Here is a 26,750-nt window from a genome sequence, read left to right as displayed (position 1 = left end):
CCGTTAGGTTTGGCTCATGCGGACGCTTGGCGAAACCGTCTGCACGAAGGACGGAAAACCGGTCGCATCAACGTGAGTAACGCAGAAGAATTTGCCCGGCTTGCCGGACGTGTCGCGAACGGTCGCGATAAGGCCGCCTTCGCGCGGCTTTTCAGCCATTTCGCTCCCCGTATCAATGCCTACCTGCAGAAACTCGGTCTTCCGGCCAGCCAGGCCGAAGAGATGACGCAGGACGTCATGGCCGTGCTCTGGCACAAGGCAGACCTGTTCGATCCGGCCAAGTCCTCGCTGTCGACCTGGCTGTTCCGGATCGCGAGGAACCGGCGAATCGATGCCATCCGCCGCGACCGGTCCCATCTTCTCGATCCGGAAGACCCGATGCTGCAGCCGGAAGCGCCCGAACAGGCCGACGAGCAGCTCGATGCGGCCGAGCGGGACGAACGCGTCCGGCGCGCGCTTACCGTGCTTCCCGCCGAACAGGCGAAGCTGATCGAGATGGCGTTCTTCCTCGGCATGACCCACACGCAGATCTCCGAGCAGGAGAACCTGCCGATGGGCACGGTGAAGTCACGGATACGGCTGGCGTTCAACCGGCTGAGAAAAGCCCTCGAGGAAGAGGGGCCGCTCTGATCGCCTCTGCTGCGGGCAGGCGATTCCTGTTCAGCCGTCGATCTCGATGTCGGGCTTTTTGTTGCTCTGCACGTCGGGATGGTCGGACAGGGCGCGCAGCGCCGCCTCGCGGTGGGCAGGCTTGATGTGGGAGCGGACCATGGCGATGGCCGCGGTGAGAACCGCCACGTCGTCGGAGAAGCCGACCACGGCCAGGAAATCCGGGATCGCGTCCATCGGGAAGACGAAATAGGCGAGCGCAGCCAGAAGCGTGCCGCGCACCTTCATGGGCGTCTTCGGGTCCATGGCGCAGAAATAGGCAGCCACCAGCTCGTCCATGAACGGGACCTGCCGGGCGGCCTTGCGCGCCGTGGCCCAGAACTTCGCACGCACCCGCTGCGCACGATCGGCCTGATCCCGCTCGTCGCCGGGCTCCAGAATTTCTCCTATGCGAATGTCATCCATCGGGCTGCTCCCGTGTCCTTGCACACCCCTTCATGTGGGGTTCAGGCCCGGCAGGCGCAAGGTTGCCCGCCTGCCAAGGGGTGTCTCAGAAACTGTTCATCAGCCGCGCCAGCTCGATGTCGAGGGCGGTGACGCCACCGGAGTCGTGGGTTGTCAAGCGCACGTCAACGCGGTTGTAGACATTGGTCCATTCGGGATGGTGGTCGAGCTTTTCCGCGGCCAGCGCCGAACGCGCCATGAAACCGAAGGCCTGCGAGAAGCCGGAAAAGCGGAAGCTGCGCCTGATCGCCTTGCCATCCTTCTCGAGCGACCATCCCTGCAGGTCGATCAGCGCCAGCTCGAGTTCGCCCGTCTCCAGAAGAGGTCTTGCCATTGCCTTGCGCTCCTTGTCCCTTTAACCGGTCCACGCAAGAGCATTTGCGTCATTCGATGCAACGCGCCAATGCTCCATCCCGTTCCCGCAGGCGATACCCGGCTCAAGACCGGCTTTCGCTTTCGCTGGAACTGACCTGACAAGTTAGCGGGAAAAACCGTGCCTTCAATCGTTCCTCTCCGCATTCTCTTCGTGTGCCTTGGCAACATCTGCCGGTCGCCGCTGGCCGAAGGGGTGTTCCGGTCACTTGCGAGAGAACGCGGTCTCGGCGCGGCGCTGACGGCCGATTCGGCCGGAACGGGGGCCTGGCATCTCGGCGAGCCGCCGGACCCGCGCTCCGTCTCCGTCGCGGCGCACGATGGCATCGACATTTCCCGGCAGCGCTGCCGCCAGGTCGATGACGCCGACTTCCACAGGTTCGACCTGATCCTGGCGATGGACCGGTCCAATCTCAAGGCGCTGAAACGGATGGCGCCCGCCGGCTCGCCGGCCAGGGTGGCGCTTTTCCTGCAAGAGGCGACCGGCGACATGGCCGATGTGCCGGACCCCTATTACGGCGGCGCGGCCGGGTTCGACCAGGTCTACCGGCTGGTCCAGCTTGCCTCGGGCAGGCTCATCGACAGGTTCGAATGACGCAGCGGGTGCGACGCGGCACCGGCCAGCGGCCAGGTTTCCTCAATGACATAGGGGCCGCCGCCGACCGAATCGCGCGATGACATCAGCACGAAACGTCCGATCTTGAAGGGCGCGACCGCGAAATTGCCGCGCGCCGACAGCCAGGCGGCAACCTCGGCCGGCTTGACGTTCTTGAGCCGGGCCAGGGTGACATGCGGAACGAACTTGCGGGCATCGGAAGGGAGGCCGAGGCGCTGGCAACGCCGCTCGATCTCGGCCTGCAAGGCGGCCAGATCCGGCGAGGCGGCGACGTTGGCGTGAATGGAATGCGGCTTTTTCGACCCGAAGGCACCAACGCCCGTCAGCGCCAGCTGGAAGGAGGGTCGGCGGATGCGGTCCAGCTCGTTGACGATCATGTCGGCCACGTGATGCTCGACATCGCCAAAGAAGCGCAGGGTGATGTGGTAATTCTCGACATCGATCCACCGGGCGCCGGGAAGCCCTCCACGCAGGAGCGACAGCGACATGGCCGCATCGCGTGGAATTTCGAGGGCGGTGAAAAGTCGCGGCATGGCTCCCTCCCCGATTCGGTCTCGTAAACCCAGCGAATCATCGAACCGCGTCAAGGGCAAGCGCTTATTTCGCGGCCCTGATATTGCGTTGCAAAATATTCATGTTGCACTGCCATATTGTTGCTCATATCAAGGAATAGACGTGCCTTGGGAGATTCGGGAGGCCATTGAACCCTCGGGTGCCAGCATGACCATTGTCTCTCCAACCGTTCCCTCGCCATCCGTCATCCGCCAGTTGTGGCCGCACGAGGCCGATCTCCTGGCTGACCATTTCCGCCGCCTGCACCCCGAAGACCGGCGCAGGCGCTTCGGCTTCTCGCTTTCCGACGAGCGTGTTCGCGAACACGCCGCCAAGGCACTGTCGACACGCGGTGTCGTCGTGAAGGGGCTTTTCATCGACGGTGCCCTGGCAGGGGCCGCCGAACTGTGGATCGACGCGGCGAGCGGCGACGCCGAAGCAGCTTTCTCGGTCGAGCGGGCGCACCAGCAAAAGGGCCACGGTCGCCGTCTTTTCAACCGAATCATCCGAACGGCGCGCAACCGGGGCGTGGGAAGCATGACGATCATCTGCATGCCGGACAATCCGGCCATGATCGCCCTGGCACGCTCGCAGGGCGCCACGATCCGCCTGGACGCCGACGGCATGACCGGGCGCCTCGATGGCGGGCTCTATTCGCCTTTCGCCATCGGCTCGGAGTTCATGACAGAAAGCTTCGCCTACTGGCTGACCATGCAGTTGTGGTCGTTGCCAAGGGGCGAGGCCAGAGCGGCTTGAGAGGCCCCGCCATGACCCGTCATCATCCGCCTTTCATCGGCCCGATGCTGCCGCAAGCGCCTTGCCCGCACCGGGCAGGCCAGACGCGTAAACCGCATCCGGCCCGGGGTCGCCCGGATCCCTGGCTGTGTCCTTCAGGCGTTTTCGCAGGCGCCCGGCCCTGAGGTCGGGCCGGTCGGATGGCGTTCCCTACTTCTCCGCCTGGATGGCCTCGATCATTGGCCGGATCAGTGGCCGGATGCCTTCGACCATCCGCTTCACCCCTTCCGGGTTGGGGTGCATGCCGTCGCCGAGCTGCAGCACCGGATGGGCCGCCACGCCTTCGAGAAAGAAGGGGTAGAGCGGCAGTTCGTATTTCTTCGCCAGGTCCGGATAGATCGGGTTGAAGTCTGCGGCATAGTTGTCGCCCATGTTGGGCGGCGCCAGCATGCCGGCCAGCAGCACGGGTATCCCGCGATCCTTCAGGCGGACGATCATTTCCTCGAGGTTCTTGCGGGTGATCGCGGGTTGAATCCCACGCAGGGCATCGTTGGCACCGAGCTCCAGGATCACCAGGTCCGTGTCGTCCGGCACCGACCAGTCCAGCCGCGACAGGCCGCCGCTGGTGGTGTCGCCGGACACGCCGGCATTGACGACCACGACATCGAGATCATCGTTGCGCAGCGCGTGCTGCAATTGCGCGGTAAAGCCCTCGTCGGGGGCGAGCTCGTAGCCGGCCATGAGGCTGTCGCCAAAACCGACGATCTTCACGGGTTCGGCGATCGCCGGCGACATTGCCGCGGCGAGCAGCAAACCGAAAAGCGCGACAATGCGTAACCAGCCTTTGAAGACCATCGTTCAAACCCCATATCCGGTGAGCAGTCAGAATCAGTGAGCAATATAGGATCGATTCGCCGTGACCCAACCCGCCATCGCGCTTTCCGGCGTTTCCCTCACCCTTGGAAGCGGCGCTTCCCGGGTTCATGTCCTCAAGAACATCGACCTTTCCATCGCGGCGGGTGAAACCGTCGGCATCGTCGGGCCTTCGGGATCGGGCAAATCGACCCTGCTGATGGTCATCGGCGGGCTGGAACGGATCGACGAAGGCGCCGTCCATGTCGCCGGCACGTCGATCCACGACAAGAGCGAGGACGCGGTGGCCGCCTTTCGCGGCAAGAACATCGGCATCGTGTTCCAGTCGTTTCACCTGATCCCGAACATGACGGCGCTGGAGAACGTGGCCGTGCCGCTGGAACTGGCGGGACGGGCGGATGCCTTCGAGGTGGCCCGGCGCGAACTGGCCGCCGTCGGTCTTGCCGAACGACTGACCCACTATCCCGGCGAACTGTCGGGTGGTGAACAGCAGCGGGTGGCGATTGCCCGTGCGCTGGCGCCGGCGCCGGCCATCGTGATCGCGGACGAGCCGACCGGGAACCTCGACGAGAAGACCGGGCGGGCGGTGGCCGACCTGCTGTTTTCCACGGCCGAGGAACGGGGCATGACACTTGCGCTCGTGACCCACGATCCGGCTCTCGCGGAGCGCTGTTCGCGCCAGGTGGCCATGCATTCGGGCCGGATCGAGGCCCTGGCCGGCGGGTCCGTCTCGCCCGCGATCGCGTAAGGACCGGCTGATGTCATGGCGGACCCTCCTCCTGGCCTGGCGTTTCTCGCTGCGCGAAATGCGCGGCGGCCTGGCCGGCTTTGCCATTTTTCTCGCCTGTATCGCGCTCGGTGCCGGCGCCATTGGCGGCGTCAATTCCGTGGCGCGGTCGATCACGGCCGGCGTGGCCTCGGAAGGCCGCACGCTGCTTGGCGGGGACATGCGTTTCCAGCTCAACCAGCGCGAGGCCAGCCCCGACGAGATGGCGTTCCTGACGGGTTTCGGACGCCTCTCCCATAGCGCGGAGATGCGCTCCATGGTGCGCAAGGCGGATGGTTCGGACCAGACGCTGGCGGAGGTCAAGGCGGTGGACGCGGCCTACCCGCTGACCGGAACGCTGGTCACCGACCCCCCGCTGTCGCATGACGCCCTGTTCGAGGAACGGAACGGCGTCTACGGCGCAGCGGTGGCCGACCTGCTGCTGGAACGGCTTGGCCTCCGCCTCGGCGACCGCGTGAACCTCGGCAATGCGACCTTCGAACTGCGTGCCCTGATCGTCACCGAACCGGACATGATTTCCGGCGGTTTCGGATTCGCGCCGCGCTTCCTCGTATCGATCGACGGGCTTCGTGCCTCGGGCCTGATCCAGCCCGGCAGCCTGGTGGAACACAATTACAAGATCGATCTCGGCGCCGACCGTTCCGCCGCCCGCATCGGTTCCATCCGCGACGCGGCGGCGAGCCGGTTCCCGGAAGCGGGCTGGTCGATCCGCGACAGCGCGAATGCGGCACCCGCCCTTTCCGCCAATATCGAGCGGTTCTCGCAATTCCTGACGCTCGTCGGCCTGACCGCGCTGGTCGTCGGCGGCGTGGGGGTCGGCAATGCCGTGCGTGCCTACCTCGATTCCAAGCGGGGGGTGATCGCCACCTTCAAGTGCCTGGGCGGATCGGGCGGTTTCGTCTTTACGGTCTACCTCGTGCAGATCCTGCTGATCGCCACGCTCGGCATTGCCATCGGCCTGGTCATCGCGGCGGCCATGCCGGTCCTGGCGGGATATCTCCTCGGCACGATCATCCCCGTGCCTGTGACCGGGGGCTTCTTCCCTGACGCGCTGGGAATGGCCGCGCTGTTCGGTTTCCTCGTCACGGTCGCCTTTGCCCTGCTGCCGCTAGGCCGGGCGCGCGACGTTCCGGCCACTGCGCTGTTCCGCGAAATGGGCCTGGACGGCCGCGGCTGGCCCCGCACGGGCTATGTTGCTGCCGCCGGCGTGGCGCTCGCGATCCTGGCCGGGCTTTCCATCTGGTTTGCCGAAAGCCGGGTGCTGGCGGCCTCGTTCCTCGGGTCCGTGGCCGTGGCCTTTCTCGTGCTGCGCCTCGTGGCCAACGGCGTGCAGGCGCTTGCGCGCAAGGCGCCCGTGGTGCGCTCGACGCCGCTGCGTCTCGCCATCGGCAACATCCACCGGCCGGGGGCGCTGACGCCCTCGGTCGTGCTCTCGCTTGGCCTTGGCCTGACGCTGCTGGTGTCGCTGTCGCTGATCGACGGCAACCTGCGCAACCAGATCACGGGTGCGCTCCCCGAACGGGCGCCGAACTTCTTTTTCGTCGATATCCAGAGCAACCAGGTCGATGATTTCGCCAAGCTCGTGCAGGGCGAGTCCAAGGGGAAACTGGTTCGTGTACCCATGCTCCGGGGGCGGATCATCGCGCTCAATGGCGTCGACGTGACGAAGATGAACGTGCCGCCGGAAGGGGCCTGGGTGCTGCGCGGCGACCGGGGTCTGACCTATTCCGACCGGGTCCCGGAAAATTCACGCCTCGTAGCCGGGGACTGGTGGCCGGCTGATTATTCCGGTGAGCCGCTCGTTTCGTTCTCGGCGGAGGAAGCCGGCGAGCTTGGCCTGAAAGTGGGTGATTCCGTCACGGTCAACGTGCTTGGCCGCAACGTCACGGCGCGCATCGCCAACCTGCGCGAGGTCGCCTGGGAATCGCTCGGCATCAACTTCGTGATGGTCTTCTCCCCGAACACGCTGGCCGGGGCGCCGCATGCCTGGCTGGCGACGCTGACCGATGCCGCCGCGACGCCGGACGACGAAGCCCGCCTGCTCAATGCCGTAACACGGGCCTTCCCCGCGGTGACGACGGTGCGGGTGAAGGATGCGCTCGACGTCGTCAACCGCGTCGTCGGCCAGCTGGCCATGGCGATCCGGGCGGCCGCCGCCGTGGCGCTGATTGCATCCATCCTGGTGCTTTCCGGCGCTTTGGCCGCTTCCAACCGCGCCCGCGTGCACGATGCCGTCGTGCTCAAGATGCTGGGCGCGACGCGGCGCGACCTGATCGGCGCCTTCAGCCTCGAATACGCGATGATCGGACTCGCCACAGCCGCCTTCGCGCTTGCGGCGGGGAGCGTGGCTGCCTGGGCGGTGATTTCGCAGGTGATGAAGCTGCAATCGGTTTTCCTGCCCCAGGTGGCCCTGACAACCGTCATCGCCGCCCTGGTTCTCACGGTGGGTTTCGGACTGATCGGGACATGGCGCGTGCTGGGTCACAAGGCCGCACCAGTGCTCAGAACCCTCTGATTCGAGGCGATTCGTTAAGGATAGGGCGCCGTTTGCGCCATACCGGGCATCAATCACGCGAGTTTGTTCGCCATGGGGTGGCGCAAGGTCTTGTTCAAGGCCGCACGACATCACATATTTCGTTCAGGCATGCTGGAGTTCCGCCAGCGGCGCCTGGGTTCTTGATCCCGACTCCCGACGGAACAGAAGCAAAGAGGACTTACATGGCTGAACTTCGCAATTACCAGATGCGATCCGGCGCCCAAACCCATGCCGACGCCTCCATCGACCAGGGGCTGCGGTCTTACATGCTGAAGGTTTACAACCTGATGGCGCTCGGTCTCGCGATCACCGGCCTTGCCGCGTGGGGCGGTTTCAACTTCGCCGTCCAGGACGGCCAGCTGACCCAGTTCGGGCAGGTGCTGTTTGCCAGCCCGCTCCGCTGGGTGCTCATCCTGGCGCCGCTTGGCCTGGTGTTCTTCCTGTCGTTCCGCATTCACAAGATGAGCGTTGCGGCGGCACAGACCACGTTCTGGATCTACGCCGCGCTGGTCGGGCTGTCGCTGTCGACCATCTTCCTGGTCTACACGCAGACCTCGATCGTGCGGACGTTCTTCATCACCGCGTCCGCTTTCGGCGCCCTGTCGCTCTATGGCTACACGACCAAGCGTGACCTGTCGGGCATGGGCTCGTTCCTGATCATGGGCCTGTTCGGCATCATCATCGCCTCGCTCGTCAACATCTTCCTCGGTTCGACCGCGCTGCAGTTCGCGATCTCCGTGATCGGCGTGCTCGTGTTTGCCGGCCTGACGGCCTACGACACGCAGCAGATCAAGGAAATGTACTACGAGGGCGACGGATCGCTGGTGGCCGGCCGCAAGGCGATCATGGGTGCCCTGCGCCTCTACCTCGACTTCATCAACCTTTTCATGTTCCTGCTGCAGTTCCTGGGCAACCGCAACTGATCGCAATCACGGACATGACACGAACGGGGGCGGCCGAGAGGCCGCCCTTTTCTTTTCGTGTTTCCGATGGCACAGATCCGTGGTCCTTCCCGCCCTCCGGATGTCGAACCATGACCACCCTGCTTCGTGACGCCACGCTGGCCGACCTGCCATCCTTCCAGGCCATCTATGCCGATGCGGTGCTGCATGGCACCGCCTCCTACGAGATCGAACCGCCGGACCTTGCCGAAATGACCAGGCGCTTCCACGCCGTCCGCGATGGCGGGTTTCCCTGGCTGACGGCCGAAGGCGAGGGCGGGGCGGTGATGGGCTATGCCTATGCAGGGCCTTTCCGGACGCGGCCGGCCTACCGCTGGATGGTCGAGGATTCGATTTACGTGGCTCCGGAAGCCAAGGGCCGCGGCGTCGGCCGGGCCCTCCTGGCAGCGCTCATCGAACAGTGCCGCGCGCGCGGTTACCGGCAGGTTCTCGCCGTCATCGGCGATGCGGAGCGAAACAGGGCCTCGATCGGCCTGCACGAGGTCCTGGGCTTTTCCCACAGCGGCTGCATTTCCGGATCCGGCTTCAAGCACGGGCGATGGCTCGACACCGCGCTGATGCAGCTGGCCATCAACGGGGGCGCAGCGACGCCTCCGGCCTGATCCGGGAGCTGTTGGCGGGCATGCCTGGTCAGCCCTTGACCAGCTTGAGCGGCTTGTCGAAAACGGCCAGGACCCGATCAAGGTCGTGGCCGCGTTTCAGCGTGACCCCGGAAGCATTGACCACCGACCAGGCACCCTGGCGGGCTGCCCGTTTCGGTTCCTTGACGATCTGGAAGAGCGGGGCTTCGCTGTGCCGCTTGTAGACGGAGAACACCGCGCGATCGGGCAGGTGATCGATGGCGTAGTCGCGCCATTCGTTTGCCGCGACCATGAAACTGTAGATGTTGAGAATCCGGGCCAGTTCGGTGCGGTGAAAGGTGACCGTTTGCGGGTGGCGCTGCCGCCGGACTTCATGCAGCGCCACCAGATTGGATGCTTCGGAGGACCCTCCGGACATGCCGTGATCGTCCATGTTCGCTCCTTTGTATCACTTTCATGACAGCCTGCCGTTTCATCCAGGCAAATGCAAGCGATACCGAGAAGGACGCGCCGGACGCTACATGATGAACTTCTGAAACAAAGCGACCGACATTCGTGAAAGCCAGCCACCTTTTCGCCGTTTTCTGGACAAGCTGAGGCCGCAAATCGGCACGACGCTGCACTCGTTGCCTGAGACGGTCCGGTCGGGTGGTGGCCGTAACCCCCAAGCCCCCCGCCCATGGTCGCCGCCAGACCGGACCATTCTCGGCAACATCCATTCCGGGCTACCGCCTGCCGGGCGGGATGCCCTTTTTTTTACGGCCGGGTCAGCGCGCCCGTGGTGTCGAAGGTCAGCGATGCGGCGCCGAGCACGCGGCCGGGCATGCCCTTGGCGACCATGTCCTGAACGAGGACGGCGCATCCGCCGCCGGCGCTGACGTGCAGCGAGGACAGCGGCAGTTCGATGGTCGAAGCCGATCCGTGCCACATGCCGGCGGTCTGTGCGCTCGTCACCGCGTTCCAGTAGGTGATCTTGCGGCCGCTGTTTTCGCCCCTCGCCACGGATACCGTGCGCGGTGGCTCGTAGCAGACCAGCATGACGTTGGCATCGGCCGGCGTTCCCGCGCCGATATCGATCATGAGCGCGCCGTCATGGTTCTTCATGCTGACCGGCACGGGAAGAGCGTCCGGCAGCGCGGCGATCCGCTTCTCGACCTCGGTGCGATGGGAGCCGGCGACGTCACTGCGGCCGTTGATGATCATCTGTGGCGTGTACTTGGACGAGTTGCCGAGCGCGCGCCGATAGGCTTCCTGGCGCTCGGTGCTGGCCGGTGCGCCGAGCGTGTCGCGCCAGCCGAGATAATCCCAGTAATCGACATGCCAGGCGAGCGCCACGACGCCATCGCGGCGGGCAAGCTCGCCGAGATACTTGTCCGCGACCGGGCAGGACGAGCAGCCCTGGCTGGTGAACAGTTCGACGACTGCCGCGGTCCTGCTTCCGGCCATGGCGGGCATGCCGGCAAGGATTGCGAACAGGATCGAAAGGACGAGCCGTTTCACGGACAGGGTGCCTCCCTCAAGTTTCTTGACGCCGCCCGGGAACCGCGGCTGCTCCTCCGACATAATTCTCCAGCATATCAATGAAAACTCACTTTCACGCGAGCTTTCATCAGGACACGAAAAAACCGCCGGGGCTGGGTGCCCCGGCGGTCGTTTTCAAAGGCATCTTTTCAGCGTCGTGGCTCAGGCAGCCAGGTCGCGCAGCACATACTGCAGGATGCCGCCGTTCTTGTAGTAGTCCAGCTCGTCCAGCGTATCGATGCGGCAGAGCAGCTCGATCGTCTTCGTCGAGCCGTCGGCGAATGTGATCGTGGCCGGCACCGTCTGGCGCGGCTTGATGCCTTCCAGCCCGTCGATGGTCACGGTCTCGTCGCCCTTGAGGCCCAGCGACTTCCAGGTGTCGCCACCGGTGAAGACGAAGGGGATGACGCCCATGCCGACCAGGTTGGAGCGGTGGATGCGCTCGTAGCTCTCGGCGATGACGGCGCGGACGCCCAGCAGGTTGGTGCCCTTGGCCGCCCAGTCACGCGACGAGCCATTGCCGTATTCGCCGCCGGCGAAGACGACCAGCGGCACGCCTTCCTCGCGGTAGCGCATGGCGGCATCGTAGATCGACAGCTCTTCCTTGGACGGGTAGTGGATCGTGTATCCGCCTTCCCGGCCGTTCTCGCCGAGCATGAAGTTGCGGATGCGGATGTTGGCGAAGGTGCCGCGCATCATCACTTCATGGTTGCCCCGGCGGGTGCCGTACTGGTTGAAGTCGGCAACGTTGACGTCGTGGTCGAGCAGGTACTTGCCGGCCGGCGACTGCGCCTTGATCGAACCGGCCGGAGAAATGTGGTCGGTGGTGATCTTGTCGCCGAAGAGGCCGAGAACGCGCGCACCCTTGATGTCGGAGACCTGTCCGGCCGCCTTGGCCATGCCGGCGAAATAGGGCGGGTTCTGGACGTAGGTCGAATCGTCGTCCCAGGCATAGGTCTCGCCGGCCGGAGCCTGGACGGCCTGCCAGTTCTCGTCGCCCTTGAATACGTCGGCATACTTGGATGCGAAAAGCTCACGGGTGACGTTCTTCTGGATGAAGTCCTGGATCTCCTTGTTGGAGGGCCAGATGTCCTTCAGGAAGACGTCCTTGCCGTCCTTGTCCTGGCCGATCGGCTCGGACGTCAGGTCGATGTTGACCGTCCCGGCGAGCGCGTAGGCGACCACGAGCGGCGGCGAGGCGAGGTAGTTGGCCTGGACGTCGGGCGAAATGCGGCCCTCGAAGTTGCGGTTGCCGGAGAGCACGCCGGCCGCGATCAGGCCCTTGTCGTTGATCGTCTTGGAGATCGGGCCCGGCAGCGGGCCGGAATTGCCGATGCAGGTGGTGCAGCCGAAGCCGACCAGGTTGAAGCCGATCTTGTCGAGTTCGGCCTGGAGGCCGGACTTCGCCAGATACTCGCCGACGACCTGCGAACCGGGCGCCAGCGAGGTCTTGACCCAGGGCTTCTGCCTGAGGCCGAGCCGGTTGGCGTTGCGTGCCAGCAGGCCGGCGCCGATCAGCACCGAGGGATTGGACGTGTTGGTGCACGAGGTGATGGCCGCGATGGCGACGTCGCCGTGACCGAGGTCATAGTCCTCGCCCTCGACGTCGTAGCGCCTGTCGATCTCGCCGGCGTCCTTCTTGTACTCGGCGGTGAACGCCTGGCGGAAGCCTTCGCCGATCTTCTCCAGCGGGATGCGGCCCTCGGGGCGCTTCGGGCCGGCCATGGAGGGGACAACGTCGCCGAGGTCCAGTTCCAGGGTGTCGGTGAAGACGGGGTCCGGCGACCCCGTTTCGCGGAACATGCCCTGGGCCTTGGAGTAAGCCTCGACGAGCGCGATGCGGTCCTCCGCGCGGCCGGTCATGGTGAGGTAGTTCAGCGTCTCGGAATCGACCGGGAAGAAGCCGCATGTCGCGCCGTATTCCGGGCCCATGTTGGCGATGGTCGCCGCGTCGGCCAGGGTCAGGTGGTCAAGGCCGTCGCCGAAGAACTCGACGAACTTGCCGACCACGCCCTTCTTGCGCAGCATCTGGACGACGGTGAGCACGAGGTCGGTGGCGGTGATGCCTTCCTTCAGGCGGCCGGTCAGCTTGAAGCCGATGACCTCCGGAAGCAGCATGGACACCGGCTGGCCGAGCATGGCGGCCTCGGCCTCGATGCCGCCCACGCCCCAGCCCAGGACACCCAGGCCGTTGATCATGGTGGTGTGGGAATCGGTGCCGACGCAGGTGTCGGGATAGGCCACCGTGGCGCCGTCCTCGTCCTTCGTCCAGACGGTCTGGCCGAGGTATTCGAGGTTGACCTGGTGGCAGATGCCGGTGCCGGGCGGCACGACGCGGAAGTTCTTGAATGCCTGCTGGCCCCACTTGAGGAAGCGGTAGCGCTCGCCGTTGCGCTGGTATTCCAGCTCGACGTTGCGGGCAAAGGCATTGGGGTTGCCGAACTCGTCGACGATGACGGAATGGTCGATGACGAGATCGACGGGCACGAGCGGGTTGATCTTCTGCGGATCACCGCCGAGCGCCTTGATGCCGTCGCGCATGGCGGCCAGGTCGACGACGGCGGGAACGCCGGTAAAGTCCTGCATCAGCACGCGGGCCGGGCGATAGGCGATCTCGTGACCGGCAGTGCCCTTGTCGTTCAGCCAGGCGGCAACGGCCTCGACGTCGGCCTTGGTGACGGAGCGGCCGTCCTCGTTGCGCAGCAGGTTTTCCAGCAGCACCTTCATGGAGAAGGGCAGGCGGGAAATGCCTTCAAGGCCGTTCTTCTCGGCCTCCTTCAGATCGTAGTAGACGTATTCCTTGCCGGCAGCGGTCAGCGTGCGGCGGCAATTGAAACTGTCGAGTGACTTGGACACGTGCGACCTCGTTCTCAATCATTCTGCCGAACGGGGCGGACGCCTCTTGGCCGCGCGGACGCGGTGGGGAAGGTGCGGGTGCGGCCATTTCCGCTGTCCGGCCCCGCGAAAACCATGTTGGGCATCAATGGCTTCCGGGTACGGCGCAAAAAGGGTTGCCACGCCGGCCGCTGGCATGGTTGCCGGGCTTATAGGGAATTTTGTAGAAGGATGCCAGACCAACCAAAGGCATATTTTCGGGCGCTGCAGCATCCGTCGCAGGACGAGCCCGCTGGCCCGCACAGAAAAGGGACGAGGATGCGGCTTGTGGCAAGAGGCCTCGCCGGCGAACGCGGCGGCGAGATCATCTTCTCGGATGTCGAGATTTCGCTCGGCGAAGGCGAGGGACTGGTGGTGACGGGACCGAACGGATCGGGCAAGTCGACCATGCTGCGCGTGATCGCGGGCCTGCTGGAACCGGCCGAGGGCGAGGTGCTGCTGGAGGCGCCGACCGACGAATTCCCGACGCTGGAGGCGGCCCAGCATTACCTCGGGCACCAGAACGCCATGAAACCGGCCCTGACGGTGCGCGAGAACCTCGATTTCTGGCAATCGTTCCAAGGGCACGAGCACATGCCCGTCGCCGAAGCGCTGGAGATGGTCGGGCTGGAGACCATCGGGCACCTGCCGTTCGGCTACCTGTCGACCGGCCAGCGGCGCCGGATCGCGATCGCCAAGCTGCTGGTCTCCTACCGGCCGATCTGGCTGCTCGACGAGCCGACGGCGGGTCTCGACAAGGCCTCCGAACGCCAGTTCGCAGCCCTGATGGAAGCGCACATGGAGGACGGCGGCATGATCATCGCCGCCACGCATATCCCGCTCGGACTGGACAAGGTCCGCTCCTTCGACATGGGGGAGCATACGACGCGATGCTAGCTCTTTTCATCCGCGACCTGAAACTGGGCGTTCGCGCCGGGGGTGGTGCGCTGGTCGGCCTGCTTTTCTATCTCGCGGTCGTCGCCGTGATCCCCTTCGGCGTCGGGCCGGACCTCAACCTGCTGGCGCGGATCGGGCCGGCCATCCTGTGGATCGGCGCCCTGCTGGCGGCGCTGCTCGGGCTCGACCGGCTTTTCCAGGCGGACCGGGAGGACGGCGCGCTGGACCTGGTCATCATCGCGCGCGACCGGCACATGCTGGCGCTCACCGTGTTCGTGAAATGCCTGGCGCACTGGACGGCCAGCGTGCTGCCGCTGGTCATCGCGGCGCCGCTGCTCGGCCTGTTCATGAACATGACGCCCGTGGGTATCGGCGCAGCGACGCTGACGCTCGCCGCCGGCACCCCGGCCATCACCTTCATCGGCGCGGTGGGCGCTGCGGTGGCCGTGGCGCTGCCGCGCGGCGGGCTGCTCGTCTCCGTGCTGATCCTGCCCTTCGTGATCCCGGTGCTGATCTTCGGCGTGTCCGCGGCCTACGGCGCCGTCAACGACCCGGACCCGTTCTGGCCGCCGTTCCTGATCCTGTCGGCCCTGACGCTGTTCTTCGCGGTGCTCGGACCGGTGGCCGCCGGCGCGGCACTGAAGGGCGGGACGGATTGACGCGGGCTTTCCCGCCACACGATGATCGCAATCAATTGCCCATATGGTGCGAAACCGATATGTAGGCGTCATGAGCGAAACACAGACATTGCCCGATGCCAAGGCGGGCTGGTTCACGCGGCTGGCCAATCCCACACGCTTCATCGCGCTGGCGGATCGCCTGATCCCGTGGCTGCTGGGACTTGCCGGCGTGCTTCTCGCGACCGGCCTCTACATGTCGTTCACGGCACCTGAGGACTACCAGCAGGGCATCACCGTGCAGATCATGTACATCCACGTGCCTTTCGCCTGGCTGTCGATGATGTGTTACACGGTGATGGCGATCTCCTCGATCGGCACGCTGGTCTGGCGGCATCCGCTGGCCGATGTCTCGGCCAAGGCGGCGGCGCCGATCGGCGCGGTGTTCACCTTCCTGGCGCTGTTCACCGGCTCGGTCTGGGGCAAGCCTATGTGGGGCACCTGGTGGGTCTGGGACGCGCGGCTGACCTCGGTTTTCGTGCTGTTCCTGATGTATCTCGGCATCATCGCGCTGACGCGGGCCATGGATGATCCGGCCAAGGCCGCCCGCGCGGCGGCGATCGTGACGCTGGTCGGCTTCATCAACATCCCGATCATCAAGTTCTCGGTCGACTGGTGGAACACGCTGCACCAGCCTGCCGCGGTGTTCAGGATGGGCGGACCGACGATCGACCCGTCGATGCTGTGGCCGCTGATGATCATGGCGGTGGCGTTCACGGTGCTGTTCTTCGCGCTGCACTTCATGGCCATGCGCACCGAGATCTGGCGGCGCAGGGTGATCGCGATGCGCCGGATCGCGGCGCGCCGCGCCGACGCCTGAGGAGCGGACACGATGGGACATCATGCCGCCTATGTCTTCGCTGCCTATGCCATGACCGTGGTTGCCCTTGGCGGGCTGGCCGCGTGGATCATTCTCGACATGCGCGCGCGGCGCCGCGAACTGGCCGAACTGGAAGCGCGCGGCGTTCGCCGGCGCTCCGACAAGGGATGACCGTGCAATGAGCGACGAAACCGGGGCGCAGAACGAGGCCGGCGGCGCGCGCCGCTGGCTGGTGATCCTTCCGCTCGTCCTGTTCGTGGCCCTCTCGGGTGTCTTCCTGATGCAGCTCCTTTCGGGCGAGGACGCTTCCATCGTGCCCTCCGTGCTGATCGGAACCGAGGCGCCGGAAACGGACCTGCCGCCGCTGGAGGGAGTCGATCTTCCCGGGTTCTCGACGCAAGCGCTGAAAGGCAAGGTCTCGCTGGTCAACGTCTGGGCATCGTGGTGCGTGCCGTGCCGGCAGGAACATCCGCTGCTGATGGAATTGCAGAAGGACGGCCGCTTCGAACTCGTCGGGCTGAACTACAAGGACAAGCCGGCGCAAGCGCGCTCTTTCCTGAGCGACCTCGGCAATCCCTTCACCATGCTCGGCGTCGACCAGACGGGCCGCGCGGCGATCAACTGGGGCGTCTACGGCGTGCCCGAGACCTATCTCGTCGGCCGGAACGGCACGATCCTGTGGAAGCAGACCGGACCGTTCACGCCGGAGGTCATCCGCGACCGGCTGATGCCGGAAATCGAAAAGGCCCTGGCGGCGCAGTGACGCCCCAGAGCCGGTGCTGCCACTACTGCACCTGCATATCGGTCGGCGCGATTTCCCAGAACTGGCCGGAATAGTTCGCGCAACCGGTCAGGTGCGGCATGTTGTTGTCGGGTCCGCCATTGAAGATGTCGAGGCACATGTCGGGGGCCCCTGAACTGGGTCGTGAGGCGGAAATAGCCGCTGTCGTCGCCGGAGATCAGCCAGAACTGGCCTGAATAGTTGCCGCACTGGGTCAGATGAACCTGGTTGTTGCGGTCGCCGCCGTTGAACACATCGAGGCACATGTCCTCGCCGCGAAACATGGTCGTCAGGCGGTAGTAGCCATTGCCCTCGTCGATGAAGTGCCAGTACTGGCCTGAAACGTCCTCGGCCGGGACGAGGTGGGTCAGGTTGTCCAGCGGGCCGCCGTTGACCACGTCGAGGCGCATGTCCGGGCCGCGGAACTCGGTCGAGAGCGTGTAATAGATCCCGTCGACGACGGGCTGCGCCTGAACGGCCGTCATCATTGCAAGCAGGCCCGCCGCAGCGGTGGCAATCATCCTCATGGAAAGGCTCCTGGATCGAAACGCGGCGGGGCGTGCCGCTTCGATGACGCTACGCCGACTGGCGTTTTCGTCAAGCGTTCGGTGCTGGCGCGCCGCACGTCACCGCCCTATAAACGGTGCATGACAGACGATCTTCCGGTGCGGTTTCATTTCAGCGTTCCCGATGGCGATTCCCTGGAACGTCGGGTCTGCGGCCATTGCGGCTTCGTCGACTACCAGAACCCGAAGATCGTGGTCGGTTCCGTGGTCCGGCACGAGGGCAAGATCCTGATGTGCCGGCGCGCCATCGAGCCGCGCTCGGGTTTCTGGACAGTGCCGGCCGGCTACATGGAACTGGGCGAGACGCCGCAGGCCGGCGCGGCGCGCGAAGCGCTGGAGGAAGCCTGCGCGGCGATCCGCATCGAGAGCCTGCTGGCGGTTTATTCCGTCCCGCGCATCAGCCAGGTGCAACTCATCTACCGGGCCACGCTGGACGACCCCGCGATCGCCGCCGGGCCGGAAAGCGCGGAAGTCGCGCTCTATGGCTGGGACGAGATCCCCTATGACGAGATCGCCTTTCCGACCGTCCACTGGATGCTCGCGGCCGAACGCGCAATCCAGAACGGCGAGGGCGGCGCGCCCTTCTCCAATCCGCCCGGAGAAAGTGCCAACCTGAGACGCTGACCCGCGTCCCGGCCTGGTACAGCGTTCGCAATCCGGATCGCGAAACGCCAATCGCCCGCCATCATTGCCCGCTTCCAGCGGTGAATTCCGGGCATCCTGCCATGGCATGCCGCTTGCAACGCCTTTCCCGACGAGGCAGGTTAACAGCGCGTTAACCATGATGCGGGAAGCGGTGATGGCGTTCATGCGGGCCAGGAAAACGGGAATGGTGGCGGCACTGGGTCTTGCCATCGCTGCCGGGCCGGCGATGGCGGGCTCCGCCTCGGTCTCCTTTTCCGGCCAGGTTCCCGAGCGGGGCCGGACCGCGCTGACCGTCGTTTCGGCCAGCAGCGTCAGCTTTTCCGATGAATCCGGTCTCCAGTTCATCAGCCGCAATGCGGGCGCCGCGCCGGTACGGCGTGTTTTCTCCGTCGTTTCGGCCGATGGAAAGCCGCTCGCGGCCGAGGTAAGGCCGATCGAAGCGGTGCTGCAGCCGGGCGCCTTTCGCAAGGTGACGGTGTTCGTGCCTTTCGGCGATGCACCGTCGCATCGCTACCGGGTCTGCGTGCAATCGTTCAGCCTGTCAGGGCCGGCGCTCGGTACGGTCTGCCAGGCCCATGCCGCGCGGCGCGTGAACTGATCACTCGCCGGGCGTTTCCGGTTCCTCGAGCGAATGCTTCATGATCAACGGCATCTGACTCATGGTGAAAACCAGCGTGATCGGCATGATGCCCCAGACCTTGAAGGCCACCCAGGTGTCGGTGGAGAACAGCCGCCAGACCACTTCGTTGGCAATGGCCAGGAACAGGAAGAACAGCCCCCAGCGCAGGGTCAGCTTGCGCCAGCCGTCGGCGTCGAGCCGGAAGGCGCTGTCGAAGACGTAGCCGAGCAGGGATTTCCCGAAGACCAGCCCGCCGAGCAGGACCAGGCCGAACAGGGTGTTGATGATGGTCGGCTTCATCTTGATGAAGGTTTCATCGTGCAGCCACAGGGTCAGCCCGCCGAAGACGAAGACGATGACGCCGGAGATCAGCGGCATGATGGGCAGCGTGCGGACCAGTGCCCAGGACGTGGCAAGGGCGATGGCGGTCGCCGCCATGAACAGGCCGGTAGCGATGAACAGCGGACCGCCAAGGTCGGAGAGCACGGGGAAGCGGGCGGCCAGCCATTCGCCGCGCGCGTTGGCGAAGAAGAAGACCATCAGCGGGCCCACTTCCAGTGCCAGCTTGAGCAGAGGGTTCATTTCCTTGCGCTTGGGATCGCCGGGATCGCGCTCGAATACCGGTTCGGACATGATTGCCTTCCAGTTCGTTTCCATCATGCGGCGGCACGCCGGGCGGCCATCCGCTTCACCTAGTCGTTCGACCCGGCAATTGCCAGTGCCGGAAGCGCGGCCAATCAGCCGGTGCCGGCTATCGCCCTGGCGAAGTCGGCGGCCGCGAAGGGTTCCAGGTCGTCGATGCCTTCGCCGACGCCGATGAAGTAGACCGGCAGCCTGTACTTGGCGGCAATGGCGACCAGGATGCCGCCGCGCGCCGTGCCATCGAGCTTGGTCATGACAAGGCCGTTGACGCCGGCGACGTTGCGGAAGATCTCGACCTGGTTCATGGCGTTCTGGCCGGTCGTGGCATCCAGCGTCTGCAGCACGGTGTGGGGAGCCTCCGGGTCATGCTTCTGCAGCACGCGGACGACCTTGGCCAGTTCCTCCATCAGTTCGGCCTTGTTCTGCAGCCGGCCTGCGGTGTCGATGATCAGCACGTCCGAACCGGCCTCCTTCGCCTTGACGAAGGCATCGTAGGCTAGGCCGGCAGCGTCGGCACCGAGCTTCGAGGAAACGACCGGTGCTCCGGTCCGCTCACCCCAGATGTGAAGCTGCTCGATGGCGGCGGCACGGAACGTGTCGCCGGCCGCCAGCATGACGTCCAGCCCGCCGTCGGTCAGCTTGGCGGCCAGCTTGCCGATGGTCGTTGTCTTGCCGGTTCCGTTGACCCCGACGACGAGGATGACATGCGGCTTGTGCGACAGGTCCAGTTCCAGCGGCTGGGCGACGGGAGCGAGCACCTTTTCCACCTCGCCGGCCATGACGGAGCGGACTTCCTCGCCACTCACCTCGCGGCCGTAACGCCCGGAGGCCAGCGTGTCGGTGATGCGCATGGCGGTCTCGATTCCGAGATCGGCCTGGATCAGCACGTCCTCGAGATCCTGCAGCGTATCTTCGTCCAGCTTGCGCTTGGTGAAGACACCGGCAATGCCCGAGGTGAGGTTCTGCGACGAGCGCGACAGGCCGGCACGAAGACGCTGGAACCAGCCCTGGCGGGGAGCCGCGGCTTCCGGCTGCGGTTCGGGTTCGCCCTTGCGCTCGACCGAGCGGGAAACCGTGACCGTGCCCGAGGATGATTCGGGCTTGACGGCCGGTGCCGGTGGCGAGACCGCTTTCTCAGGCTCAGGCTCAGGCTCAGGCTCAGGCTCAGGCTCAGGCTCAGGCTCAGGCTCAGGCTCAGGCTCAGGCTCAGGCTCAGGCTCAGGCTCAGGCTCAGGCTCAGGCTCAGGCTCAGGCGCAGGCTCAGGCTCAGGCTCAGGCTCAGGCTCAGGCTCAGGCTCAGGCTCAGGCTCAGGCTCAGGCTCAGGCTCAGGCTCAGGCTCAGGCTCAGGCTCAGGCTCAGGCTCAGGCTCAGGCTTCAACGCTTCGGGAGCAAGTTCTGGTTCGGGCTCGGCAACGGAGGCCGTTTCGGCCAGTGGTGCCGGGGATGCTTCCGGTTCGGCATCCGCGGCCTGTTCGGGTACGGCGACGGTTGCGCTTTCGTCGTCGGCCGGACGCTCTTCCACTTCCTTCTTGCCGAAGGAGAAGACTTTCTTGATGAAGCCGAACGCCATGCCTGTTCCTGTCGCTGGTTGGCCTATGCCGCGCCGGCCAGCGCCGGGCGGGTCAGAAGTTTCTCACCGTCATGACCGGTCACGGCGACGGTGCGGATGGTGCCGGGCTCGCCTTCGGCTGCAGCCAGGGTGAAGTCCGCCGTGCGTCCGATCCCCGGCTTCTCGACGAGGACCGACTGGGACGTGCCGGCCAGGCGGGCCAGGTGCGCGGCGTAGGCGCTGTCGCCGGCAGCGCGCAGGCGGGCGGCGCGTTCCTTGCGCAAGGCCTTTTCGACCTGCGGCATGCGGGCGGCCGGTGTGCCCTTGCGGGCGGAAAACGGGAAGACGTGGAGATGCGTCAGGCCGCAATCGGCCACGAGTTTCAGCGTGTTCTCGAACATGGCGTCGGTCTCGGTCGGGAACCCGGCGATCAGGTCGGCGCCGAATACGATGTCCGGGCGCAGGCGGCGCACCTCCTCGCAGAACCGGATGGAGTCGTCGCGCAGGTGGCGGCGCTTCATGCGCTTGAGGATCATGTCGTCGCCGGCCTGGAGCGACAGGTGCAGGTGCGGCATCAGGCGCGGCTCGGTCGCGATGGCGTCCAGCAGGGCATCGTCCGCCTCGATGGAATCGATGGACGACAGGCGCAGCCGGTCGAGGTCCGGCACCTGGGCGAGGATCGCCCTGACCAGGCGGCCAAGCTTCGGCTCTCCGGGCAGGTCGGCACCCCAGGAGGTGAGGTCCACGCCGGTCAGCACCACCTCGCGGTAACCGTTGCCGACAAGGCGCCGGACCTGGTCGACCACGCCGCCGGCCGGCACGGAGCGGGAATGGCCGCGGCCATAGGGGATGATGCAGAAGGTGCAGCGGTGGTCGCAGCCGTTCTGCACCTGGACGAAAGCGCGGGCACGGCCCTCGATGGCATCGACCATGTGGGACGCCGTCTCGCGCACCTCGAAGATGTCGTTGACCCGCACCTTCTCGAAGTCGTTGACGCCGAACTCGGGCAGGGCGCGATAGCTTTGCGCCTTCAGCTTGTCGTCGTTGCCGATGACGAGATCGACCTCGTCCATGCCGCCGAAGGTCTCCGCCTCGGTCTGGGCGGCGCAGCCGGTGACGATGATGCGGGCCTGCGGATTGTCGCGGCGGGCCTTGCGAATCGTCTGGCGGGCCTGGCGGACGGCCTCCGCCGTGACCGCGCAGGTGTTGATGACCACCGCCCCGCCTTCCAGCGCACCGAGACCGGCGGCCTCGGCCTCGCGCTTCATGACCTCGGACTCGTAGGCATTGAGCCGGCAGCCGAAGGTGACGATCTCGACACCCATCAAGCCACGCCTTCCGTGTCGCGGGTCCAGGCACCGGTCGCCGGATCCAGCGTCCCGGAGAATTCCCATTCTGCCGGGCCAGTCATGACAACGTGATTGTCATCCCGCCATTCGATGCCCAGCGGACCGCCCGGAACATGCACGGTCACCTGCCGGTCCATGCGGCGCAGGCGAATGGCCGCCACGGCCGTGGCGCAGGCCGCCGAGCCGCAGGCGCGCGTCAGCCCGGCGCCGCGCTCCCAGGTTCGGATCGTCACCTCGGACCGGGACCGGATCTGCGCGATGGAGATGTTGGCGCGCTCGGGAAAGATCGGGTGGTTTTCCAACAGCGGGCCGAACCGGTCGAGATCATAGCTCCAGACGTCGCGGTCGACCCAGAAGATAGCGTGGGGATTGCCCATCGACACGACGGAGGGAGAATGCAGGACGGGCGCGTCGATCGGGCCGATCTGCAGTTCGATCATCCGGGTGTCATGAAATTCCTCGGCGAGCGGGATGTCCTGCCAGCCGAAACGAGGCTCGCCCATGTCGACCGATATCAGGCCGTCTGCATGCTCCTGGGCCGTCAGGATTCCGGCAAGCGTCTGGAAGGTGAAGGCGGACCGGCCGGTCTCGGCGGCGAGCGCCTGGACCACGCAACGCGTGCCGTTGCCGCAGGCCTGTGCCTGGGTGCCGTCGCAATTTATGATCTCGATGTAGTTGTCCGTGCCCTGCACGCGCGGATCGTGGATCGCCATGATCTGGTCGAAGGCCGTTGCCGGGTCGCCGGCCAGGGCAATCGCCGCGGCGGGCGCAATTCGATCGGCGCGGCCGCGCATGTCGGCGACGATGATCTGGTTTCCCAGTCCGTTCATCTTTGCAAAGGGCGCTGGCGCCGCCATGGCATTCTGGCTCCGTTCCTTGCGCCTATATGGCCGAAGAGCGGTTGAAATTCCAGTCATTGCCGGTTGCCGCGGCGCGGCGGCCGGTGAGCACGGTGTCAGGTGGCTGCCAGGCCTGCTGCCGTTGCCGGCACGTCGAAGACCTCGCCGGGCAGCATGGGGCGGAACCGGTCACGCGAGACGCCGGCGCCGTCAAGCGCAGCCCGGAGACGATGACGCGGTTCCTCGATGGCCTCGTCGGTGAGTTGGAAGGTCGCCCAGTGGTGGCCGGCGGCATAGGCGGCATTGGCCAGGCGGAACCCCTCGACCGCCTCGTCGGGGTTCTGGTGCTGGCCCTTCATGAACCAGCGCGGCTCGTAGGCGCCGAAGGGGAGGATGGCCAGGCGGAAATCACCGTGTTTCTCTGCGGCAGCGCGATAATTCCGGCCTTCGTGGAAGCCGGTATCGCCAACGTGGTAGATGCGGCCGGCCGGGGTGTCGATGACGAAGGCCGCCCACAGCGCCATGCGCCGGTCGTTCATGCCGCGTGCCGACCAGTGATGGCAGGGCTCGAAGTGAAGGGATACGGGGCCGGCGCGAACGACATCGCCCCAGTCGCCGGTGGTGATGCGCATGTCCCGAACCGCCGAGCGGACGATGGCGTCATTTCCGAGCGGCGTGACGACGAGCGGATCATGCGCGCTATGCAGGCGGGCCAGCGTGTCGACGTCGAGATGGTCGTAGTGATTGTGCGTGAGCAGCACGACATCGACCGGCGGCAGGTCGTCGAACTGAATGCCGGGTTCGTTGACGCGCTTCGGACCGGCAAAAGACACGGGCGAGGCGCGGTCGGACCAGACCGGGTCGGTGAGGATGTTCATGCCGGCAACCTGGATCAGCAGGGTCGCGTGACCCACCATGGTCAGGCGCAGGCCATCGCCGGTGATGCGGGGTTCGGGTCTCGCCGGCGGATGGGGCGAGGCGAACTGCGCCGGCCAGTCCTTCCGCTCGCCGTTGAACTGCCAGCGAAGCAGGTCGGCAAAACCGCGCGGCTCGATTCCGTCAGGATTGAAAAAGGCGCGGCCGTCGAAATGATCCGAAACGGGTCCGGAATAGTAGGGATTGGCCCGCGCAAGGCGGACCCAGGAAAAGATGCCAGCCATGGCCGCAAGACCCCCCGTTGCCGTCAAGGCCAGAAAGTGCCGTCTGTTCATGGTGCAGAGATAGGGACTGCCGCGACAGGCGTCCAGCCTGTCACGGCCAATGAAGGCCGCCGTGCCGGGGCCGCCAGGCGGCCGGCACGGCCGTTCTCATATCGTTCCGGGCCGGCCTGGCCTATGCGACGACCACGATGCCGAGGATGACCAGCAGAAACAGCACCAGCAGGATGCCGATCAGCAGCTTTGCGCCGGTCAGGGCAGCGCCGGACAGCGTGTTGAAACCGAGCAGGGACGCGACGGCTGCAACGATGAGGAGAATGACGATCCATTTGATCATGGAAAAAGCTCCGGTTGATTTGTGCCGGACCACCCGGCTCAGACTTTCAATGCGGAACAATCCGGGAGGTTCCGGACGAACAGGGAACCGACCACGGCAAGTCGTCATTCTGCACGTAACAGGGCCGTTGTGAAACGGTTTCACAACGCAATATTAACCCTGATCGGTTGATATTGCCGCCAAAGCGCCGTTTTCTAAAGGCATTCGAATAGCGATGCCGTGGCGCAACCGCGATGGAAGAGAGGGTTTGACGATGGGGATGAAGCACTGGGCGTTGGCAGCGGCGTGCGTTTCGGCGCTTGGCCTGACAGCCTGCCAGAGTGAGCGCATGGGCCGCCTGAACACGCAGCCCGCCCCCCTGACGCCGGCTCCGGTCGCCCCGGTCGAGCAGGAACAGTTGCCGCCGCCGTCGCAGCCCGATCCACAGCCCTCCGGCTTTCCGGCCGCGCCCGGCGAAGAGGTCAGCGACCAGCCGGAAGTGGCATCCACCGATCCGACGGCACCGCTCACTCCCCCGCCCGGCAGCGCGCCGGTGACGAAGAATTCGCTGGTGGGAAGCTGGAAGACGCGCAGCGGCGGGTCGACCTGCCAGATGTTCCTCACCCTGACCAAGTACGGCAACGGTTCGCGCGGCGGAACGCGCGGCTGCGCGGGCGACATGGCCAACGTGCGCGGCTGGGACGTGAAGGGCGCCCAGGTGGTGCTCTACAACGAGAATGGCGACACGGTTGCCCGGCTCTACAAGTCCGGCAACGAAAAGCTCGACGGGACGACCAGTTCGGGCCAGTCGGTCTCGATCTTCCGCTGACGCAACGCCGGCGCGGGTCCGGGTGTCCGGCGCCGGGTCTGCTCCATCCGACAGGCTTGCCCCCGCATGGCTCCTTCCGAACCAGCGCCGACGCATCCGACCGTCCTCGACCGATACGATCACCTTGCCCGGACCGGCAGCCTGCAGGCCGATGACGAGCAGCGGCGCATCGCGCGGCGTCTTGACCGGTTGATCGACGAGATTTCCGAGAAACGCCTGCAGCGCAAGTCCTCGGCGCTGGGGTGGATGTTCGCGCGGCGCAAGGCGAGGCCGGAAGCGGTGCGCGGCCTTTACCTGCATGGCGGTGTCGGCCGCGGCAAGACCATGTTGATGGACCTGTTCTTCGACCTTGCGCCCGCACGGCGCAAGCGGCGGGCCCATTTCAACGACTTCATGGCCGACGTGCACGACCGCATCACCCGGCACCGGGCCGCGGTGAAAGCGGGAACCGCCAAGGGCGATGACCCGATCCCGCCGGTCGCCGCCGACATTGCCTCTGAAAGCTGGCTGATCTGCTTCGACGAGTTCACGGTGACGGATATCGCGGACGCGATGATCCTCAGCCGGCTGTTCTCGGCGCTGTTCGCCGAAGGCGTAGTATTGGTGGCGACATCAAACGTGGCGCCACGCAACCTCTACAAGGACGGGCTCAACCGCTCGCTGTTCACGCCCTTCATCGACGTGCTGGAAAAGCATACCGACGTGATCAGCGTCGATATCGACACCGACTACCGGCTGCGGGAACTCGACCGCATCGATGTCTACGTCACGCCGCTGGGTCCGCAAGCGGATGCGGCCATGGACGCCTCGTGGACAAAGATCTGCGACGGCCATGGCGAGCAGCCGGTGACGCTGGACCTCATGGGCCGGTCGATCCACGCGGAACGGACCTGCGGACGGGCGGCGCGGTTCTCCTTCCAGGATCTTTGCGTCAAGCCGATGGGCGCGCGCGACTTCCTGGCCCTCGCCAACCGGTTCGACGCGATCATGCTCGACCACGTGCCGGTGATGTTCAACGAGAACCGGAACGAGGCCAAGCGCTTCATCCTGCTGGTGGATACGCTCTACGACCGGCGCGTGCGGCTGATCCTGTCGGCCGAGGCCGGTCCGACCGGTCTTTACAAGGGGACATCGGGTACCGAGCTGTTCGAATTCGACCGCACCGCTTCGCGGCTCATCGAAATGCAGAGCGCGGACTGGATTGCCCACACGCGGGACCACGATGCGGGCTGACAGGGGGCGCGGATGCAGGGGTGGACGACCGGCGAACAGCGTGAAATGGTTGCATCCACGGGTTCCGAAGCCACCCCGTGGGAGGGCCGGAATGACAAGCGCTGGCCTTGTCCTGAGCAAATTTCTTACTTTTACGTAAGAAATAGAGATTTCAAACGATTGATTTTGCTGGGAACTAAAGAATCGGTTGAAAAAAATGCCGTCCGAGTCTATGCGACCCCCGGCGAACCGGGTGCTCGAGGCATGTCCGGCGGCTCCACCATTCCTGCCCGCTTAGCAGGCTCCGACGGGCCTCACTTCCGGGCGCA

General features: G+C 65.6%; 30 protein-coding genes. 16 read left to right on the top strand and 14 right to left on the bottom strand.

The features are described 5' to 3' along the window. The first annotated feature begins 72 nt into the window (after nucleotides 1-72). The gene (locus CSC94_RS00775; RefSeq protein WP_099302774.1) at nucleotides 73-630 is read left to right on the top strand and encodes a sigma-70 family RNA polymerase sigma factor; all 558 of its coding nucleotides are present in this window, start codon (nucleotides 73-75) and stop codon (nucleotides 628-630) included. A 30-nt stretch (nucleotides 631-660) separates the two neighbouring features. Here CSC94_RS00775 and CSC94_RS00770 read toward each other — a convergent pair whose 3' ends face one another. Then, complete coding sequence (locus CSC94_RS00770; protein ID WP_099302772.1) at nucleotides 661-1,074, bottom strand: YkvA family protein; 414 nt, start codon at nucleotides 1,072-1,074, stop codon at nucleotides 661-663. A gap of 85 nt (nucleotides 1,075-1,159) precedes the next feature. Then, a complete protein-coding gene (locus tag CSC94_RS00765; RefSeq protein ID WP_099302770.1) occupies nucleotides 1,160-1,447 on the bottom strand; it encodes a 4a-hydroxytetrahydrobiopterin dehydratase in 288 nt (95 codons plus the stop codon). 159 nt (nucleotides 1,448-1,606) lie between these two features. On the opposite strand from CSC94_RS00765, the gene CSC94_RS00760 reads away from it, so the two are divergent. Beyond that, the gene (locus tag CSC94_RS00760) at nucleotides 1,607-2,080 is read left to right on the top strand and encodes a low molecular weight protein-tyrosine-phosphatase (protein ID WP_425356493.1); all 474 of its coding nucleotides are present in this window, start codon (nucleotides 1,607-1,609) and stop codon (nucleotides 2,078-2,080) included. Here CSC94_RS00760 and thpR read toward each other — a convergent pair. Further along, a complete protein-coding gene (gene thpR, locus CSC94_RS00755; protein WP_099302768.1) occupies nucleotides 2,029-2,634 on the bottom strand; it encodes an RNA 2',3'-cyclic phosphodiesterase in 606 nt (201 codons plus the stop codon). The two genes, CSC94_RS00760 and thpR, sit on opposite strands and share 52 nt — an antisense overlap. Nucleotides 2,635-2,821: 187 nt before the next feature. On the opposite strand from thpR, the gene CSC94_RS00750 reads away from it, so the two are divergent. Beyond that, entirely contained in the window at nucleotides 2,822-3,409 is a 588-nt protein-coding gene (locus CSC94_RS00750; RefSeq protein WP_165784281.1) for a GNAT family N-acetyltransferase, read from the top strand. A gap of 189 nt (nucleotides 3,410-3,598) precedes the next feature. Here the strand turns inward: CSC94_RS00750 and CSC94_RS00745 are convergent, their stop codons facing one another. Next, nucleotides 3,599-4,243 carry an arylesterase gene (locus CSC94_RS00745; protein WP_099302764.1) on the bottom strand — a complete coding sequence of 215 codons (645 nt, stop codon included), beginning with the start codon at nucleotides 4,241-4,243 and terminating at the stop codon, nucleotides 3,599-3,601. 61 nt (nucleotides 4,244-4,304) lie between these two features. On the opposite strand from CSC94_RS00745, the gene CSC94_RS00740 reads away from it, so the two are divergent. The 4 genes from CSC94_RS00740 to CSC94_RS00725 all read left to right on the top strand — a co-directional run bounded on the left by CSC94_RS00740 (nucleotide 4,305) and on the right by CSC94_RS00725 (nucleotide 9,148). Next, nucleotides 4,305-5,009, top strand: coding sequence for an ABC transporter ATP-binding protein (locus CSC94_RS00740; protein WP_099302762.1), 705 nt, complete (start codon nucleotides 4,305-4,307; stop codon nucleotides 5,007-5,009). Nucleotides 5,010-5,019: 10 nt separating this feature from the next. Beyond that, complete coding sequence (locus tag CSC94_RS00735; protein WP_099302760.1) at nucleotides 5,020-7,563, top strand: ABC transporter permease; 2,544 nt, start codon at nucleotides 5,020-5,022, stop codon at nucleotides 7,561-7,563. A gap of 203 nt (nucleotides 7,564-7,766) precedes the next feature. Beyond that, nucleotides 7,767-8,507 (top strand): Bax inhibitor-1/YccA family protein, encoded by a 741-nt coding sequence (locus CSC94_RS00730; RefSeq protein ID WP_099302758.1) that lies wholly within the window; start codon nucleotides 7,767-7,769, stop codon nucleotides 8,505-8,507. Between the two features lie 110 nt (nucleotides 8,508-8,617). Beyond that, a complete protein-coding gene (locus CSC94_RS00725; RefSeq protein ID WP_099302756.1) occupies nucleotides 8,618-9,148 on the top strand; it encodes a GNAT family N-acetyltransferase in 531 nt (176 codons plus the stop codon). Between the two features lie 28 nt (nucleotides 9,149-9,176). Here the strand turns inward: CSC94_RS00725 and CSC94_RS00720 are convergent, their stop codons facing one another. From CSC94_RS00720 to acnA, 3 genes are all read right to left on the bottom strand, one after another. Continuing rightward, nucleotides 9,177-9,560 carry a DUF2794 domain-containing protein gene (locus CSC94_RS00720; RefSeq protein WP_099302754.1) on the bottom strand — a complete coding sequence of 128 codons (384 nt, stop codon included), beginning with the start codon at nucleotides 9,558-9,560 and terminating at the stop codon, nucleotides 9,177-9,179. 323 nt (nucleotides 9,561-9,883) lie between these two features. Continuing rightward, nucleotides 9,884-10,627, bottom strand: a complete 744-nt coding sequence (locus CSC94_RS00715; protein ID WP_165784280.1) for a DUF1223 domain-containing protein — start codon at nucleotides 10,625-10,627, stop codon at nucleotides 9,884-9,886. Between the two features lie 183 nt (nucleotides 10,628-10,810). Next, nucleotides 10,811-13,504, bottom strand: a complete 2,694-nt coding sequence (acnA, locus tag CSC94_RS00710; protein WP_099302750.1) for an aconitate hydratase AcnA — start codon at nucleotides 13,502-13,504, stop codon at nucleotides 10,811-10,813. A gap of 297 nt (nucleotides 13,505-13,801) precedes the next feature. On the opposite strand from acnA, the gene ccmA reads away from it, so the two are divergent. From ccmA to CSC94_RS00685, 5 genes are all read left to right on the top strand, one after another. Beyond that, nucleotides 13,802-14,419, top strand: a complete 618-nt coding sequence (ccmA, locus tag CSC94_RS00705; RefSeq protein ID WP_099302748.1) for a heme ABC exporter ATP-binding protein CcmA — start codon at nucleotides 13,802-13,804, stop codon at nucleotides 14,417-14,419. Next, nucleotides 14,413-15,078 carry a heme exporter protein CcmB gene (gene ccmB / locus CSC94_RS00700; protein WP_099302746.1) on the top strand — a complete coding sequence of 222 codons (666 nt, stop codon included), beginning with the start codon at nucleotides 14,413-14,415 and terminating at the stop codon, nucleotides 15,076-15,078. Before ccmA ends, ccmB begins: the two co-directional genes overlap by 7 nt. 70 nt (nucleotides 15,079-15,148) lie before the next feature. Further along, the gene (locus tag CSC94_RS00695) at nucleotides 15,149-15,916 is read left to right on the top strand and encodes a heme ABC transporter permease (RefSeq protein WP_099302744.1); all 768 of its coding nucleotides are present in this window, start codon (nucleotides 15,149-15,151) and stop codon (nucleotides 15,914-15,916) included. Between the two features lie 12 nt (nucleotides 15,917-15,928). After that, complete coding sequence (gene ccmD / locus CSC94_RS00690; RefSeq protein ID WP_099302742.1) at nucleotides 15,929-16,087, top strand: heme exporter protein CcmD; 159 nt, start codon at nucleotides 15,929-15,931, stop codon at nucleotides 16,085-16,087. Nucleotides 16,088-16,094: 7 nt separating this feature from the next. Further along, nucleotides 16,095-16,679, top strand: a complete 585-nt coding sequence (locus tag CSC94_RS00685; protein ID WP_099302740.1) for a DsbE family thiol:disulfide interchange protein — start codon at nucleotides 16,095-16,097, stop codon at nucleotides 16,677-16,679. Here CSC94_RS00685 and CSC94_RS00680 read toward each other — a convergent pair. Then, the gene (locus tag CSC94_RS00680) at nucleotides 16,565-17,224 is read right to left on the bottom strand and encodes an RICIN domain-containing protein (RefSeq protein ID WP_099302738.1); all 660 of its coding nucleotides are present in this window, start codon (nucleotides 17,222-17,224) and stop codon (nucleotides 16,565-16,567) included. The genes CSC94_RS00685 and CSC94_RS00680 overlap by 115 nt on opposite strands. A 120-nt stretch (nucleotides 17,225-17,344) precedes the next feature. Between CSC94_RS00680 and CSC94_RS00675 the strand changes: the two genes are divergently transcribed. After that, a complete protein-coding gene (locus CSC94_RS00675; protein WP_099302736.1) occupies nucleotides 17,345-17,887 on the top strand; it encodes an NUDIX hydrolase in 543 nt (180 codons plus the stop codon). Nucleotides 17,888-18,062: 175 nt separating this feature from the next. Next, nucleotides 18,063-18,506, top strand: a complete 444-nt coding sequence (locus CSC94_RS00670; RefSeq protein ID WP_133122800.1) for a hypothetical protein — start codon at nucleotides 18,063-18,065, stop codon at nucleotides 18,504-18,506. On the opposite strand, the gene CSC94_RS00665 is transcribed toward CSC94_RS00670, so the two are convergent. From CSC94_RS00665 to CSC94_RS00640, 6 genes are all read right to left on the bottom strand, one after another. Further along, the gene (locus CSC94_RS00665) at nucleotides 18,507-19,160 is read right to left on the bottom strand and encodes a septation protein A (RefSeq protein WP_099303893.1); all 654 of its coding nucleotides are present in this window, start codon (nucleotides 19,158-19,160) and stop codon (nucleotides 18,507-18,509) included. It lies immediately after the preceding gene. A gap of 104 nt (nucleotides 19,161-19,264) precedes the next feature. Next, a complete protein-coding gene (gene ftsY, locus CSC94_RS00660) occupies nucleotides 19,265-20,740 on the bottom strand; it encodes a signal recognition particle-docking protein FtsY (RefSeq protein ID WP_099302732.1) in 1,476 nt (491 codons plus the stop codon). Nucleotides 20,741-20,763: 23 nt separating this feature from the next. Next, the gene (gene mtaB, locus CSC94_RS00655) at nucleotides 20,764-22,044 is read right to left on the bottom strand and encodes a tRNA (N(6)-L-threonylcarbamoyladenosine(37)-C(2))-methylthiotransferase MtaB (protein WP_099302730.1); all 1,281 of its coding nucleotides are present in this window, start codon (nucleotides 22,042-22,044) and stop codon (nucleotides 20,764-20,766) included. Further along, nucleotides 22,044-22,925 (bottom strand): diaminopimelate epimerase, encoded by an 882-nt coding sequence (gene dapF / locus CSC94_RS00650; protein WP_099302728.1) that lies wholly within the window; start codon nucleotides 22,923-22,925, stop codon nucleotides 22,044-22,046. The genes mtaB and dapF overlap by 1 nt, the downstream gene beginning before the upstream one ends. Nucleotides 22,926-23,023: 98 nt before the next feature. Continuing rightward, nucleotides 23,024-24,118 carry an MBL fold metallo-hydrolase gene (locus tag CSC94_RS00645; RefSeq protein WP_099302726.1) on the bottom strand — a complete coding sequence of 365 codons (1,095 nt, stop codon included), beginning with the start codon at nucleotides 24,116-24,118 and terminating at the stop codon, nucleotides 23,024-23,026. 121 nt (nucleotides 24,119-24,239) lie between these two features. Beyond that, complete coding sequence (locus tag CSC94_RS00640) at nucleotides 24,240-24,401, bottom strand: DUF1328 family protein (RefSeq protein WP_099302724.1); 162 nt, start codon at nucleotides 24,399-24,401, stop codon at nucleotides 24,240-24,242. Nucleotides 24,402-24,729: 328 nt separating this feature from the next. On the opposite strand from CSC94_RS00640, the gene CSC94_RS00635 reads away from it, so the two are divergent. Then, nucleotides 24,730-25,209 (top strand): protease inhibitor Inh/omp19 family protein, encoded by a 480-nt coding sequence (locus tag CSC94_RS00635; RefSeq protein WP_165784279.1) that lies wholly within the window; start codon nucleotides 24,730-24,732, stop codon nucleotides 25,207-25,209. 66 nt (nucleotides 25,210-25,275) lie between these two features. Next, nucleotides 25,276-26,442, top strand: a complete 1,167-nt coding sequence (gene zapE / locus CSC94_RS00630; RefSeq protein WP_099302720.1) for a cell division protein ZapE — start codon at nucleotides 25,276-25,278, stop codon at nucleotides 26,440-26,442. The last annotated feature ends 308 nt before the right edge of the window (nucleotides 26,443-26,750 follow it).

This window comes from Zhengella mangrovi, from assembly GCF_002727065.1.
GTDB classification, from domain to species: Bacteria; Pseudomonadota; Alphaproteobacteria; order Rhizobiales; family Rhizobiaceae; genus Zhengella; species Zhengella mangrovi.
The sequence above is the reverse complement of the archived record's forward strand: the minus strand, read 5'-3'. Positions and strand labels throughout refer to the sequence as shown.